Source organism: Thermacetogenium phaeum DSM 12270, assembly GCF_000305935.1.
Classification (GTDB): Bacteria; Bacillota; DSM-12270; order Thermacetogeniales; family Thermacetogeniaceae; genus Thermacetogenium; species Thermacetogenium phaeum.
In genome coordinates, this window is the sequence record NC_018870.1 from 2,613,195 (window position 1) to 2,627,500 (window position 14,306).

Below are 14,306 nucleotides of genomic sequence, written 5' to 3' on the forward strand. Positions count from 1 at the left end.
CGTCATTTTTTATGCTCACTCCCATACCTTCGTCAGAAGGAAAACAAAAGAGGTGACCGGGTGCGTTCCAATCGCCTCGAAACTCCCTTCTATTCGCATACGCAAAAAATTGATTCAGGGCGTCAAAAAAAATAACACCCACTTGAAGCCGCCTCATATGCCTAGTGAACGGGCTGAGGCACTACTGTTGCTGTTCAGTGAGCATCCCTCTCACCATCCGGTTCAGTGGATGATTGATACCCACAACTTTTTCAACTTCTAAAACAAAGGCGATCCCCTTCCCGGGTTTGTTCAATTTGACTTCGTTCGTTATGGCTTCCAAGACCTCAGCGCTTTTTTGACGGTCGATGAGGGTGAGGACGATTTCTTTCTCGGGTTCTATAGTAATACCGAACAATTTGGCATGCTCATGAATTCCCGTCCCCCGGCCGAACATTATCGTTCCGCCTTCAGCACCGGCCTTGCGGGAAGCATCAACCACATTTTCCGCTTCTCCCTTATTGACGATGGTTACGATTAAATCGTACAAAACTTTACTCTCACCAGGCATGTTATTCCCTCCCCAACCCCCGTTGGATGTATCTAAAGAGAGTTCCCGGTGACAAATCCCGGCTACCTTGTTGACATCGATGATAAATGCTATTCCTCGGCCCGGTTTATCCAATTTGGCGGTAGTAACGACCGCCTGCAAGATATTTTCTACTCTTTCTTCTCTTGTTAACGTCAGAATTATTTCTTTTTCCGACTCCAGGGGGATTCCTAAAACCTTAGTTATTCTGCGGCCCACAGTGCCTTTTCCTAGAATGGTAGTCCCCCCTTCGGCCCCGGCCTCTTTGGAGGCCTTGACCACTTTTCTGGCCGTACCGTAGTTGACAACTGTTACCAACAACTTGTATCTAGATATCATCTCGCTCACTCTGTTTCTCCTTTCTGCTATAAAGCAGCCCTAACAATAAAACCGCCAGAATAGGAGCAAGCGCAACAAGGGCCACCATCCCAAACCCTTCGATTAAAGGATTCCGGCCCGCTATGGAGGAGGCAACCCCTAAGGACATGGTTAAGATAAAAGTCACGACCATGGGACCGGTTGCTACTCCTCCGGAATCGAAAGCGATGGCCACAAAGGTAGGCGTCGAGTAGTATGCCATAATCAAAACGATCAAATAGCCCGGAATTACCAGGTACCATAAAGAAAAACCGAAGAGAATTCTCGCCATCGATAAGGCAACCGAGACGGCAACCCCTAAAGATAGCGTATAGAGCATCACCTGCTGGGGGATATACCCCCCTGATGCCTTTTCCACCTCATAATTTAACACGCGCACTGCAGGTTCAGCAAATGCAGAAGCAAAACCCAGAACAAAACCTATCGGAATCAACACCCAGTTATAATCTAAACTAGCCAGGGTGTTTCCTATCAATTCCCCAACGGGCAAAAAGCCGATATAAACACCCTGCAAGAAAAGAGACAATCCTAAAAAGGTTAAAGCCAAACCCTTCAGCGTGTTAAAAAATCTCTGCTTGGGCAGTTTTAGCAGCCAAACTTGCAAGAACATAAATAAGATCGTGAGGGGGGCAAGGGCAATAGCCACTTCTATCAGAACATGGCCAAACCCCGTGAAAACAGCGATATCCTTCAACCGTATATCACTCCGAGCACCAGTACGGCGATAATAGACCCAACAGACCCCAAGGCAACGTAACCGAAACCGTCAGCCGAAGTACTTCTCCCCCCCAATACGGAAGCGACTCCCACGCCTAACGCAATAACAAACGGTACCGTCATCGGGCCGGTGGTGACACCCCCGGCATCTAAAGAAACTACCGCATACTCAGCCGGCGTCAAGGATGCCAGCAAAAACACCAGGCCGTAACTTGCATAGAGAAGGTATTTTAAGGGAACACCCAGAACAACCCGCAGTAAAGCCAGCCCCACAAATACAGCCACACCCAAACCCACACTGCCGATTAAAAGATTCTTGGAAATGGCTCCTCCGGAGACAGCATCTACTTGAGTGGCCAACACCCTGACATCGGGCTCGGCCACCGTCACCACAAAACCGAAGAGAAAACCAAAAAGAACCACAATCCATACTTTACCTATTTTGGGGAGAGCTGCACCGGTAGCTTCACCAACCTCAAGCAGGCCAAGATGGACACCCAGCAAGAAAAGAATTAAACCGACCGTGACCAGAACTGCACCGACCAGAAACTGCATCATTACTGTTAGCGGCAGCTTGAGCATTAATTGCAGAATAACAACGAACACGGTTACCGGCAAAACTGCCAAAACAACTTCAATTACAGTGCTTTTTATAGTATCCATTTGGGCCTCCTTACGTCGCACTAATTATAATTAAAAGATATATAAGAAGGCATATATAATAGTAGACCACCGTGCCGCCATCGACGGCGCCAACAGAGAAACGAAAAAGGGGTTATCCTTATCGGTGCAGCGACCTGACGGAGGTTATTACTCGCCCTTGACGAAGGAGCAGCTAACGGCAGCCGAATCGAAACAGACGTGCTCTGAAAAGTAGCCTCACCACAGACTGGTATTCACGCGCCAATACTACCTTATCTTCCTGTATAGGCACACCTACCCACCCGGGGAGAGTTGACCACCGGCAAGAACATTTCCTCGCCACATTCATGCTCAACAGCACATTTTTGGCAAAACCATCCTTCACCACTATAAAAACAATTAACACATACCAGGGTAGCCGTTGCACCGCATTTTTTGCACTTAATCAACGGCGGCTCGTTCCTGGCCAGGACATAAATGCCTTCATAATCCAGGCTTTCATCATCTTTTTTCACTTTATTAATTGCATTTTTTATCCCCCTATCCAGGTGGTCTATTGACAATACCCGCAGGGCCAGTTCAGTGGTGTTGCCAAAATCGTATTCATGGTAAAATATAGCACCAGGCTCAAGCACCTCCGCCAGGGAAATATTCATATCCGTCTCATTGCTAAAAAAGCCGAAGAGATCCTCACCCGTTTCATTGACATACCTTATGCCGTGGATAACGAATTGGCTCAGATGGTCACAACATTCCAGCCAGATATCCCTTAGGAACTGGTCCAGTTGATTGAGAGTTGCCTCGCTTTGCACCAGGAGATGCAACCAGTATTCGGGATTATAGCGGCCTTCAACAACAATATGGAAGTATTCTTCCGGCACCACCATTTCCGGAAGAGATAATAAATATCTCTTTTTACATACGGACAAGTGTTTGGTCATCCCTGATTTACCGTAGATGCTCCCGCATAAAAAACATTTGCCGCTCCTTTGAGGCTTTGTCTTTCGCCTTCCCAATTTTAAATACCTCCTGTTTTGGACTTTAAGCGGTGTGGTAAGCACCCATGCATACCAGCAGGCGAGGTTGGAAGCCAAACCGCGTTGCATTTATATCAGCACCCTCATGAACTTTCGCCATGTTTTGTCAAAGTCCTTCAACCGGGTAGCGAATAAGAAAGATGGCAGCTCCACCTTTTGCCCGGCCTTATCCATTAAGGGCAAGGAAGTATTTGCCTTTTGAGTTCTTCAGCGGATGCATTCTGACGGAACGTACTCGAAGTTCTCTTCTTACCACCGCACCCCGTTGGCTAGACTAACCCACCGCATCGCTCGAGTCGACTTTTCTGTGCTCAGACGGTTCCCTTCCTTAACTATACAGTCAGAGTCAAGCACAACCGCTGTTTCCCCAAAGTTTTATCCATAAACCTCATCTAGAGGCCATGTAAAATTTCAGTAGGTAAAAGAAGGGGATCGGCTTCTTAAAAAGAAAAGAGACCTCGGCACCCAAAATCTATCACCCCAAAAAGGAGTGTGAGGTCTCATGTTAGATATTCGCCACATAGTGGGGGCAGTCCTTCTTTTTGTCAAAGGTTTAGTCAAATTAATTGGAGAGTGCGAAGACTTCTCTGAGCTTGAGAAAGGGGTTCACGAACTCTGCCAGGACGTGTGTAACCAGATTTTCACCTGGGCATTAGAAAAGATCGATACCCGTCTGATGAATGAACGAGACCGGAGCATCTGGGAGGTTGTCGGTTTTCGGACAAAAACAGCCATCAGCACCTTTGGGGAATTTCCCTTAAAAAGGCGCCTGTACAGGAACAAAGAAACCGGGGAAACCAAATTCTTTTTAGACGAACTGCTGGGCTGGCCGGAGCGGGCCAGGGTTACTCCTTACCTCAAAGAGTTGGCAATCAAACTAAGCACCGAACTTTCCTTTGGCCGGGCAGCGGAGATATTGAGTTATCTTGTACCTAAATTAAGCACCATGACCATCTGGCATATCACCCAAGAAGCAGGCGAAATACTGCAGCGAGAAGGGGAAGAGAAGAGAGCGGCGGTATTTGAAGACGGAGGAGCACCAGGTGGGAAAGAAGTGGTTGGGGAGTTGCATATTGAAGGTGATGGAGTGATAGTCAATCTGCAACGGGAAAAAGAGAAGCGAGGAGAAATCAAACACATAGTAACCTACGAAGGGAAGAAACAAGTTAGCCGGAACCGCTTTGCCCTGCAAAACAAGCTTGTTGTAAGCACCCTAAGTGAAGGACAAGTGGCCTGGGAAGAGAGCTATGCTCGGGCTGGGGGGGAATGGGATTTAGAACAGATCAAAGAGATCTACATAGGTGGCGATGGAGCAAAATGGATCAAAGAGGGGCTGGAATACTTCCCCGGTGCTGTATACTGCTTAGACCCATACCATCTAAACAGGCATTTAACCGAAGCCCTCTGGTATGACGAAGAAACCTTTCAGAAAGTAGGCGCAGCCATCTCTCATAGCAACTGGCAGGAAACCCAAGCAATACTCACAGAAGCAATCAAAAAAACCAGAGGCAACCGGAAAAAGAGGCTCATCAAGCTATTGCATTATCTTGAAGAGAACTGGACGGGGATTATTAACTCGGCAGGAGCAAAACGTTTAGGAACCATCGAAGGGCAGATTCAGCACAACGTAGCACGGCGGATGAAACGCCTGGGGGCCAAGTGGACCACAACCGGAGGAGACCGGATGGCCCGGCTTCTGGCTGCCAAAGCAAACGGAGAGCTTAGCAATTATGCTTCGCGCTGGCCAGTGGAACATGGAAAGCTGAAGGAGATAGCGCAGATAAAACCGGTAGAAAAGTCGGTAGAAAAACAAAAAGCCGGAGAAATAGGGGAATGGCTGCAGGCGACAATACCGGCATTAAAAGGGCCTTTTGCGGATCGTCCCTGGATAAAACATGTTTTACGGGAACTGACCCGGCCGGAATTTGCTGCTCTTATTTGCTAACCGGTTTTCCGAGTAGCACTGATAGCTTGGCCTCTGCATGTGTTAAATGTTTTGCGAGGGGGTAACGTGTTATTGTTGTCTGTTCCTCCTAGCTACCTGGTTGTCAAGTTTATCTCAACAATCTTCAGTTAAATTCAAGGTCAAAGCCATTGCTTTGAAGCTTAAGGTTTTGAACGTCGAGGTCTCTTAAGGGGAAAAATTTTATTAAAAATACCTACTGGATCTTGACATGGACTCATCTAGATATAATCTTGACGTTATTCAGCACTTAAATTTATAATGAATTTAAGTGAGGTGATCATATGCGGCAAAAACTGGGTACCTCCATTAACGCCCGGCTGCTTTACAGGGCCAAACTTTTAGCGTTCCAGGAGCAAAAACATCTCAATGAAATAATTGAAGAAGCTCTGGAACAATACCTCTCTGAGAACAGGATTAAAACTAAGGGTTGCTCATCACCTGCTGTCAAAAGCACTAAGGGCTGTATCCCGGCCAATGCCGATCTGGTAAAAAAGGTGCTGGAGGAGGAGGCTTTTTTTGAGGTTTGAGGAATTAAAAGCAGGCAGCAAGGTTTTTATTGATGCTAACATCTTTATTTACCACTTTAGCGGGATCTCGGAAGAATCCAGCTTCTTATTAGAGCGGTGCGAGCGGGAAGAAATATTAGGCTTTACTACTACCACTATCTTGTTGGAGGTCATGCACCGCTTAATGATGTTGGAAGCAGTTACTAAAGGACTGGTTGCACCGGGAAATATTGCAAAGAATTTAAAAAGCAAGCCAGAAATAGTTACTGAACTGACAATCTATGCTGAACAAATACAAAAAATTCCGGAAATGAACATTAACATTGTACCCATTACCCAGGATTTATGCTTTCAGGCGGTGATCTGGCAACAAAAATACGGGTTGATGACCAACGATTCTATCCTACTGGCTGCCTGTCAGGAGCATAACTGCCGGCATCTTGCCAGCAACGATTCAGCATTTGCCAGGGTGGAAAAATTGACCCTGTTACAACCCATGGATGTATTATAAAGAAATAGTATCCGTCAATATTACAGTGGGTGGAAGAGCCGAACAAGCTTCCGAATCGGAGCTTATAATGGACGTCAGACCCATTTCATCCGGAATATCTTAGTTGCCTGCCCCAAGTCTTTACAAGGCGAGCTGTATGAGAGGCTGCGGCTGTTCTTCGATGCGCCGGATATGGGGACGGCCAGATGGTTGCAGGCCTTTGGCGCCCGGGCGCCAAAAGGCGGTGGAGCGGCTTGAAGCTGGTTTCGAGGACGCGATGGCGGTGATGGCGCTGCCTGAACGGTACCGGAAACGCCTCCGGACAACCAATGGTGTGGAACGGCTCAACCAGGAGATCCACCGCCGGGAAAGCAGGTGATCCGGATCTTTCCCAACGAGGAGTTGGCGATCCGCTTGATTGGTGTGGTGCTCGTGGAGATCGACGAGGCGTGAACCACGGCTTTTCATTTATTGATTCATTGATGGCCGTTTGCCGAAAACCCGTTCTTCCGCTGCCACTAACCCCGGCGCCGAACCCGAGAACCGCCTGAACTTTCATGATTTTTTCCCGATAGAAAAAAGCTGCGAAGGCTCCCCCTTTAGTGTGGAGAACCTTCGCAGCTGCCATGCGCTCCGTTTTAGCTTCTTCTCAGCAACTACAGTAGATGTTCTCTCGAATTTGAGAACGCCGCAGGTTATTTAATCTCGACCTCGGCTCCGACATCCACGAGCTTGGCCTTGATGGACTCTGCCTCTTCCTTGCTTACCTTCTCTTTAACCGGTTTGGGAGCGCTGTCAACAAGCTCCTTGGCCTCCTTCAGGCCGAGCCCGGTGACCTCCCGCACAACCTTGATCACGTTGATCTTCTTGTCTCCAACGGCCTTAAGAACAACGTCAAACTCGGTCTTCTCCTCCTCCGCCGGAGCCTCAGCAGCTGCCGGTGCAGGGCCTGCGGCAACGGCAACCGGAGCGGCTGCAGTAACCCCAAACTCCTCCTCCAGCGCCTTGACCAGTTCCGCAAGCTCCAAAACGGTCATACCTTTAACAGCTTCAATAATCTCTGCTACTTTACTCAATTCAAAAACCTCCTCACTGTTTTCCAAGATTTTTCTTCATGGTGGCTTGAATAAGAAATTTTGATGGCACAGAGTCGCCTATCTCTACATCCTGCCTCGATTCGGCTGCCGTTAGCTGTTCCTTCGTCAGGGGCGAGTAACAACCTCCGTCAGGTCGCTGCGCCGATAAGGATAACCCTTTTTTTCGTTCCTCTGTTGGCACCGTCGATGGTGGCACGGTGGTCTACAGGAACTTCCACTACAGAGGCATTCTTAACCGGCAGCTTTTTGATCCTTAACAGCATTTAAGGCATAAACAAGCTTGCGGATGGGCCCCTGCAAAACCGTAACAAAACCCGCCAACGGGCCGTTCAATCCTCCCACTACCCGAGCGAGCAGCACATCTCTACCGGGGAGATCGGCCATGGATTTAATCTCCGAGACACCGACAATTCGTCCCTCAACCAGCCCGCCCTTGACCTCCAGGCTGCGCTTCGTTTTGAGAAAATCGAAGATGACCTTTGCAGGAGCTACCGGGTCCTCGAAGCCAAAAGCGACGGCGGTAGGACCCGTTAACAGGCTACCCAATTCCTTAAAGCCGCTTCTTTCAACGGCAAGCCGGGTCAGAGTGTTCTTGACAACCCGGAACTCCACCCCGGCTTCCCGGCAAGCCCTGCGGAACGAATTGGCGTCTTCCACCGTAAGACCCCGGTATTCCGTAAAGATTGCCGACTTGGAGGACTTAAATTTTTCTTCGAGCTCTGCCACGATCTTTTTCTTTTCCTCAATACCGGCCATAATGCACCTCCTTAAACTCTTATAAATAAATAAGCCCTCCGCAGACAACGGAGGGCCAGCTTTCACAGCCATACCCATACTCTCTAACCTCGGCAGGCGTTAATCACCATTAAGCCTTGCGGCACCTGCTGTCTACGGTCACGTATAAAGCTTATCAAATTAAATTATCCCGGTCAAGCAAGTCTTTTAACCCAGCGGTTTGAGCGGGTTGATCTTGACACCCGGACCCATGGTCGAGCAGACGGTGATGCTCTTGATGTATTGTCCCCGCGCCGCTGCGGGCTTCGCCTTGATTAAAGCGTCCATCAGGGTGCTGTAATTCTCTTGCAAGGCCTCTACTGGGAATGAAACCTTCCCGATGGGTGCATGAACAATGCCGGTCTTGTCGGCGCGGTACTCAATCTTGCCGGCCTTGATCTCTTTGACGGCACGGGCGATGTCAAAGGTAACCGTTCCGGTCTTCGGGTTAGGCATCAACCCCCGGGGTCCCAGCAGCCTTCCCAGACGGCCGACCATACTCATCACATCCGGTGTAGCAACGGCCACCTCGAAATCGAGCCACCCTTCCTGGATCTTCTGTACCAGATCCTCCGCTCCCACGTAATCGGCACCGGCTTCAACCGCCTCCTGGGCCTTATCCCCTTTAGCGAAGACGAGAACTTTACGGGTTTTGCCTGTCCCATGGGGAAGCACAACAGCCCCCCGCACCTGCTGATCGGCGTGCCTGGTATCAATACCGAGGCGCACCGCCACCTCAACAGACTCATCAAACTTGGCAGGAGCTATCTCCTTAACCAGCTGCAGGGCATCTCGTGGCTCGTAGTAATTCTCCCGATCAATCTTTGCCAGAGCCTCCCGATATTTCTTACCTCTTTTGGGCATCTTTCATCGACCTCCTTGTGGTTTTAGCGGATTGCTCCTCCCACCAGGAAAACTAATCCGCGATTTCAATCCCCATGCTGCGTGCGGTGCCTTCAATCATCCGCATGGCTCCCTCAATATCTGCGGCGTTGAGATCCCGCATCTTCAATTCGGCGATCTCCCGCACCTTTGCGCGGGAAACCTTACCCACCTTCTTACGATTGGGTTCTCCAGAAGCGGTTTCCAAACCCAGGGCCTTTTTTAGAAGAACGGCAGCCGGTGGAGTCTTGGTAATAAAGCTAAAGGAGCGATCCTGATAAATGGTAACCTCCACCGGAATGATTAAGCCGTCATCTTTAGCCGTGCGCTCATTAAATTCCTTACAAAAAGCCATGATATTGACGCCATGAGGACCCAAAGCAGAACCGACAGGTGGCGCCGGCGTTGCCTTACCCGCCGGGATCTGCAGCTTGACTACGGCGGCTACTTTTTTTGCGGCCATCCTTCACACTTCCCTTCTGCAATTCTATAGTTTTTAATTATAATTTCTCAACCTGTGTAAAGTCCAGCTCTACGGGGGTTTCCCGTCCGAACATGGATACGAGCACCTTAAGCTTGCTTTTTTCCGGATAGATCTCCTCTACCGTGCCGATGAAGTTCTCGAAAGGACCGGCAATAACCCGTACACTCTCACCGATGTCCAGGTCGATGCGCGGGTGGGCCTCCTCGAGCCCCATCTGGCGCATGATGGCTTGGACCTCACTCTGCTGCAGCGGTATCGGCTTGTTCCCCGATCCAACAAAACTGGTTACACCCGGTGTATTGCGCACCACATACCAGGAGTCATCGGTGAGGATCATCTCCACCAAGACATAACCGGGGAATATCTTTTTTTGGGAAACGCGGCGCTTTCCATCCTTGATCTCGATTTCATCTTCCATCGGCACAAGGATGCGAAAAATCTTATCCTGCATGTTCATCGAAGCGACACGCTTCTCCAAATTGGCTTTAACCTTATTTTCATAGCCGGAATAGGTGTGAATCACAAACCACTTCTTCTCCATAAAGACAAGGGACCTTGCGGCCCCCACCTCCCCGGGATAATTCTTTACCGTGCAACTCCGCGTCACAGCTGCAGTAAAAGTTCAACAAACTTACTCAAAATAGTATCAGCTACAAGAATAAGCAAAGCCACAATAACAACCGAACTGATAACGACAACCGTGTAAGCAGCCGTTTCCGAACGGGTAGGCCAGTGCACCTTTTTCAACTCTCCCCACACACTTTGGAAAAACTTAGCTACCTCTCGAAAGAAGCTCTTTTTCGGCCTCTCTTTTCCTTCCCTGGTACGGGGAGAGCGACCTTCCTTTGGTCCCGCTCCCTTTCCTCTTGCCGGAGTTTTCCTGGCCTCCTGCTGTCCTACCGGCGCCTTTTCCTCCCCGGCCTTGGTCTCGCCCCTCTTGACGAGACGCAAAATGGAGCGCAGCCTACCTTGCTGGGCACGAGTTTCAGCCGGGTGCTCATCCTTTCCGAGATCGGGCTGTTCCTTCACCATCTCAGAACTTATATTCTTGTTTTTCTTTACTGCGCCGGCCTTCTTACGCACCTGGCTCACATCCTTCATGTCTCACCGGTTTATTTGGTCTCCCGGTGGACGGTTTGTTTTTTGCACACAGGGCAGTACTTTTTCAGTTCCAGGCGTTCAGGATCGTTCTTCTTGTTCTTTTCCGTTGTGTAGTTGCGGTTTTTGCACTCTGTGCAGGCCAGAGTAATACCTATGCGCAAGTTTGCCACCTCCCATTGCCCTGTCCATAAATACCTTTCGGGTACCCAATACCTGATAAAGAAATAAGATAAATCCGCACTTACTTTATCACAGCTCTGCATCAACTGTCAATAATAAGTAAGCCTTGGACTCCAGTACATTTTAACATATCTTTTGTCTTGCAATCATTAATAAAGAGGAGTCTGCTTGTGGACTCCTCTTATTGCCAACTAGCCTCTTTCCTTATTCTGCCTCCGTTGGAGAAGAATTATTCATTTCACGCAGATCAGATAACTCCCTGCGCCAGCATGGCATCGGCCACCTTGTTCACGGTAGCCGCGGTTGATCTTCTGGATTTCCCCTCTATCATCGACCCAGAGCACACGGAAGATGATAACCCATTCCGGTTCAACCATCCGCTCGAGAATTTTGGCCTTCCTGTACTTGGGATTGCGCTCCAAGAAAGGGTCCAGCGACCTGACAACCTCGAAAACCGCTTGGTGGAACTCCTTCTCCCCGGGGTTCTTTGCTACAACCTGTTCAAAAAAATCGAGCCACCCAGACTGCCGGATTATCCTTCCCGCACTGCATTGTATACGTGTATACCTAATCTTTACGTCCCCAATGTCGAAGAACCTTGTTGCTCATGTCCTCTATTTTTTAATCATATTTTTGATCAGGAGATGCTGAAACCGTTGGGAGAAAATCGAGTAGGAGGGGGCGGCTAGCCCCCGTCCTCTCACACCACCGGACATGCGGGTCCGCATCCGGCGGTTCACCAAGCTTGACGAAGAAAAGAATAGCATTCAGGCCGCTACCCTGTCCTCCGCGAGGTGCCGCCCCGCCTCGTGCCGGAGAAGGTCTCGGCCCTCCCGCGGTCCCCCGTGGCTTCACCACTTCCTCCCGCAGGCAGGCCCCTCTCGGGGAAATCTAGAGTCTTCGACCTTCCCGCGAACGCATCGGTCTCACCTCTGTCTTGATGTTCAGGCCTTCCCCTGGAGTTCATGTCCCCCAGGGTACTATGCCCTCTGCTGACTCCTGCCGGCTCAGCCGCGCCTTTCGACACGGGTTACCAGCTTTGCCTGGCTTATCCGGCAGGCCTCCCCGGGTAAGAGCGTTAACCTTCACCCCGCGCCCGCCCCATATACCCCGCCGTCCTTATGTCTGCCTGGGATTTCGCTGTGTAACGCCAGCTCATCCGAACGGCGTAGCCTCTTATGGGGTTCTTGTTCATCAGGCCGTGGTTTTGCCGCCGGCTTCCTTCGGATTCCACCTCGCAATGGACACCCTTGCCCTTGGCTAGCAGACTCGTGCTGCCTCGCCTGCAGTGGACTTTCACCACCAAGTTAACGCCCATGCCGGGCGCACAAACTAAAAAGCAGAACACCTGAGTGTTCTGCTTTTTGAAGGGGCTCCCCGGGCAGGATTCGAACCTGCAACCCTCCGGTTAACAGCCGGATGCTCTACCGTTGAGCTACCGAGGAACGGCACTAATAAAAAATAACTTCCTGGCAGCGACCTACTCTCCCGGGAAAACCCAGTACCATCGGCGCTGGAGGGCTTAACTGCCGTGTTCGGAATGGGTTTCCGTAAACACAGCCCCTCCGACCCAAATTGGTTCAAAGGGGTGTGGCTTACGGAAACATACGGGTGTTTCCCCTCCGCTATTGCCACCAGGATTCTCCTTGCAACCGCTTTCTCGAGATACTTCCCTCGCCTTTCAAAAGCCTTTTACCAGGCAGAGGCGGCTGGCGGCGCCCTTTTGCAAGCCCTCGGCCTATTAGTACCGGTCAGCTTAAAGGGTTACCCCTCTTACACTCCCGGCCTATCTACCTGGTCATCTCCCAGAGGCCTTACCCCGACACTCAGCTTCACCGACCAGGTGAGATGGAGGATGATGTCTGTCCCTTCCGCTGTCCCGTCCTTTTCTTCACTCCTGCTCCTTAGTCTGCCGCCTCTTTCTCACTCTTCGATCGGTTAAGTTGAGCGCCGGGTGGGAAACCTTATCTCGGGGTCGGCTTCGCACTTAGATGCTTTCAGCGCTTATCCGTTCCAGACTTGGCTACCCAGCGGTGCCCCTGGCGGAACAGCTGGTACACCAGCGGTCTGTCCATCCCGGTCCTCTCGTACTAGGGACAGCTCCCCTCAAGTTTCCTGCGCCTGCGACGGATAGGGACCGAACTGTCTCACGACGTTCTGAACCCAGCTCACGTACCGCTTTAATGGGCGAACAGCCCAACCCTTGGGACGTACTTCCGCCCCAGGATGCGATGAGCCGACATCGAGGTGCCAAACCTCCCCGTCGATGTGGACTCTTGGGGGAGATAAGCCTGTTATCCCCGGGGTAGCTTTTATCCGTTGAGCGACGGCCTTTCCACTCAGTACCGCCGGATCACTAAGCCCTGCTTTCGCACCTGCTCGAGGTGTCCCTCTCACAGTCAAGCTCCCTTCTGCCTTTGCACTCTCTACGCGTGATTTCCAACCACGCCGAGGGAACCTTTGGACGCCTCCGTTACCTTTTGGGAGGCGACCGCCCCAGTCAAACTGCCCACCTGACACTGTCCCTACCCCGGCTCACGGGGCAAGGTTAGAATTCCAGCACTCCCAGGGTGGTATCCCAACGCCGGCTCCCCCAAACCTGGCGGCCCGGGTTCCCCGCCTCCCACCTATCCTGTACAGGAAATGCCAAAATCCAATGTCAGGCTACAGTAAAGCTCCACGGGGTCTTTCTGTCCTGTCGCAGGTAACCCGCATCTTCACGGGTACTACAATTTCACCGAGCCCCTCGTCGAGACAGCGCCCAAGTCGTTACGCCTTTCGTGCAGGTCGGAACTTACCCGACAAGGAATTTCGCTACCTTAGGACCGTTATAGTTACGGCCGCCGTTTACTGGGGCTTCGGTTCAGAGCTCTCACCCTTCCCCTTAACCTTCCAGCACCGGGCAGGCGTCAGCCCCTATACGTCAGCTTCCGCTTTGGCAGGGACCTGTGTTTTTGGTAAACAGTCGCTTGGGCCTCTCCTCTGCAACCCCCTCAAGCTCCAGTAGCTAGTACCTTCACTCTACTAGGGCACCCCTTCTCCCAAGGTTACGGGGTCAGTTTGCCGAGTTCCTTGACGAGGGTTCTCTCGCGCGCCTTAGGATTCTCTCCTCGCCTACCTGTGTCGGTTTGCGGTACGGGCACCCGCAGGCCTCACTAGAGGTTTTTCTAGCCAGTGTGGGATCGGCCACTTCGGTACTCTCTTTCCCTCGCTCTCGCCTCTCAGGATTACGACCAGGGGGGTTTGCCTCCCCAGCCTCCCTACAGGCTTGGACGGGCACAACCAACAGCCCGCTGCGCCTACCCTCCTGTGTCACCCCTTCGCTCCTAACGGCCCACAGGTGGTATCGGAATCTCCACCGATTGCCCATCACCTACGCTCTTCAGCCTCGGCTTAGGTCCCGACTTACCCTGGGCGGACGAGCCTTCCCCAGGAACCCTTAGGCTTCCGGCGGACAGGATTCTCACCTGCCTTCTCGCTTACT

15 protein-coding genes, 1 tRNA gene, 2 rRNA genes, 1 pseudogene and 1 other annotated feature (1 of these 20 only partly in view) are annotated in these 14,306 nt (G+C 51.0%); of the genes and pseudogenes, 4 read left to right on the forward strand and 15 right to left on the reverse strand.

Going from position 1 to position 14,306, the window contains the following annotated elements:
• Positions 1-181 precede the first annotated feature (181 nt).
• The 4 genes from TPH_RS12875 to TPH_RS12890 form a co-directional block, all read right to left on the reverse strand.
• On the reverse strand, positions 182-907 hold the full coding sequence (locus tag TPH_RS12875) for a P-II family nitrogen regulator (protein ID WP_037999759.1): 726 nt from the start codon (positions 905-907) through the stop codon (positions 182-184).
• Entirely contained in the window at positions 897-1,640 is a 744-nt protein-coding gene (locus TPH_RS12880; protein ID WP_015051633.1) for a DUF1538 domain-containing protein, read from the reverse strand. The genes TPH_RS12875 and TPH_RS12880 overlap by 11 nt, the downstream gene beginning before the upstream one ends.
• Positions 1,637-2,326, reverse strand: coding sequence for a DUF1538 domain-containing protein (locus TPH_RS12885; protein ID WP_015051634.1), 690 nt, complete (start codon positions 2,324-2,326; stop codon positions 1,637-1,639). Before TPH_RS12885 ends, TPH_RS12880 begins: the two co-directional genes overlap by 4 nt.
• Before the next feature lie 251 nt (positions 2,327-2,577).
• Positions 2,578-3,321: an IS1096 element passenger TnpR family protein gene (locus TPH_RS12890; protein ID WP_015051635.1), complete on the reverse strand. Its 744-nt coding sequence runs from the start codon at positions 3,319-3,321 to the stop codon at positions 2,578-2,580.
• A gap of 523 nt (positions 3,322-3,844) precedes the next feature.
• Here TPH_RS12890 and TPH_RS12895 point away from each other — a divergent pair.
• The 4 genes and pseudogenes from TPH_RS12895 to TPH_RS15250 all read left to right on the forward strand — a co-directional run.
• Complete coding sequence (locus tag TPH_RS12895; RefSeq protein ID WP_015051636.1) at positions 3,845-5,287, forward strand: ISLre2-like element ISTph1 family transposase; 1,443 nt, start codon at positions 3,845-3,847, stop codon at positions 5,285-5,287.
• Positions 5,288-5,589: 302 nt separating this feature from the next.
• Positions 5,590-5,835: a hypothetical protein gene (locus TPH_RS12900; RefSeq protein WP_015051637.1), complete on the forward strand. Its 246-nt coding sequence runs from the start codon at positions 5,590-5,592 to the stop codon at positions 5,833-5,835.
• On the forward strand, positions 5,825-6,325 hold the full coding sequence (locus tag TPH_RS12905) for a type II toxin-antitoxin system VapC family toxin (RefSeq protein WP_015051638.1): 501 nt from the start codon (positions 5,825-5,827) through the stop codon (positions 6,323-6,325). The genes TPH_RS12900 and TPH_RS12905 overlap by 11 nt, the downstream gene beginning before the upstream one ends.
• Before the next feature lie 72 nt (positions 6,326-6,397).
• Positions 6,398-6,751: pseudogene (locus TPH_RS15250) on the forward strand (transposase); the annotation flags it as partial.
• 248 nt (positions 6,752-6,999) lie between these two features.
• On the opposite strand, the gene rplL reads toward TPH_RS15250, so the two are convergent.
• The 11 genes from rplL to TPH_RS12965 form a co-directional block, all read right to left on the reverse strand.
• A complete protein-coding gene (gene rplL, locus TPH_RS12910; RefSeq protein WP_015051640.1) occupies positions 7,000-7,380 on the reverse strand; it encodes a 50S ribosomal protein L7/L12 in 381 nt (126 codons plus the stop codon).
• A 252-nt stretch (positions 7,381-7,632) separates the two neighbouring features.
• On the reverse strand, positions 7,633-8,157 hold the full coding sequence (gene rplJ / locus TPH_RS12915; RefSeq protein ID WP_015051641.1) for a 50S ribosomal protein L10: 525 nt from the start codon (positions 8,155-8,157) through the stop codon (positions 7,633-7,635).
• Positions 8,158-8,174: 17 nt separating this feature from the next.
• Positions 8,175-8,313, reverse strand: a sequence feature (ribosomal protein L10 leader region).
• A gap of 30 nt (positions 8,314-8,343) precedes the next feature.
• Complete coding sequence (gene rplA / locus TPH_RS12920; protein WP_015051642.1) at positions 8,344-9,039, reverse strand: 50S ribosomal protein L1; 696 nt, start codon at positions 9,037-9,039, stop codon at positions 8,344-8,346.
• Between the two features lie 52 nt (positions 9,040-9,091).
• Positions 9,092-9,520 carry a 50S ribosomal protein L11 gene (gene rplK, locus TPH_RS12925; protein WP_015051643.1) on the reverse strand — a complete coding sequence of 143 codons (429 nt, stop codon included), beginning with the start codon at positions 9,518-9,520 and terminating at the stop codon, positions 9,092-9,094.
• Positions 9,521-9,557: 37 nt separating this feature from the next.
• Positions 9,558-10,082 carry a transcription termination/antitermination protein NusG gene (gene nusG, locus TPH_RS12930; RefSeq protein ID WP_028991289.1) on the reverse strand — a complete coding sequence of 175 codons (525 nt, stop codon included), beginning with the start codon at positions 10,080-10,082 and terminating at the stop codon, positions 9,558-9,560.
• Positions 10,083-10,144: 62 nt separating this feature from the next.
• The gene (secE, locus tag TPH_RS12935; RefSeq protein ID WP_015051645.1) at positions 10,145-10,624 is read right to left on the reverse strand and encodes a preprotein translocase subunit SecE; all 480 of its coding nucleotides are present in this window, start codon (positions 10,622-10,624) and stop codon (positions 10,145-10,147) included.
• A gap of 29 nt (positions 10,625-10,653) precedes the next feature.
• Entirely contained in the window at positions 10,654-10,803 is a 150-nt protein-coding gene (gene rpmG, locus TPH_RS12940; RefSeq protein ID WP_015051646.1) for a 50S ribosomal protein L33, read from the reverse strand.
• A 252-nt stretch (positions 10,804-11,055) separates the two neighbouring features.
• Positions 11,056-11,244, reverse strand: coding sequence for a hypothetical protein (locus tag TPH_RS16740; RefSeq protein WP_201764457.1), 189 nt, complete (start codon positions 11,242-11,244; stop codon positions 11,056-11,058).
• Between the two features lie 951 nt (positions 11,245-12,195).
• Positions 12,196-12,267, reverse strand: a tRNA-Asn gene (locus TPH_RS12955).
• A gap of 22 nt (positions 12,268-12,289) precedes the next feature.
• Positions 12,290-12,461 (reverse strand): 5S ribosomal RNA (gene rrf / locus TPH_RS12960).
• 82 nt (positions 12,462-12,543) lie between these two features.
• Positions 12,544-14,306 (reverse strand): 23S ribosomal RNA (locus TPH_RS12965) (it continues 1,355 nt past the right edge of the window).

Coding starts and splice junctions, on each gene's coding strand:
- TPH_RS12875 (WP_037999759.1), bottom strand. CDS start 907: ATGATATCTAGATACAAGTTGTTGGTAACAGTTGTCAACTACGGTACG.
- TPH_RS12885 (WP_015051634.1), bottom strand. CDS start 2,326: ATGGATACTATAAAAAGCACTGTAATTGAAGTTGTTTTGGCAGTTTTG.
- TPH_RS12895 (WP_015051636.1), top strand. CDS start 3,845: ATGTTAGATATTCGCCACATAGTGGGGGCAGTCCTTCTTTTTGTCAAA.
- TPH_RS12900 (WP_015051637.1), top strand. CDS start 5,590: ATGCGGCAAAAACTGGGTACCTCCATTAACGCCCGGCTGCTTTACAGG.
- rplJ (WP_015051641.1), bottom strand. CDS start 8,157: ATGGCCGGTATTGAGGAAAAGAAAAAGATCGTGGCAGAGCTCGAAGAA.
- rplA (WP_015051642.1), bottom strand. CDS start 9,039: ATGCCCAAAAGAGGTAAGAAATATCGGGAGGCTCTGGCAAAGATTGAT.
- rplK (WP_015051643.1), bottom strand. CDS start 9,520: ATGGCCGCAAAAAAAGTAGCCGCCGTAGTCAAGCTGCAGATCCCGGCG.
- nusG (WP_028991289.1), bottom strand. CDS start 10,082: ATGGAGAAGAAGTGGTTTGTGATTCACACCTATTCCGGCTATGAAAAT.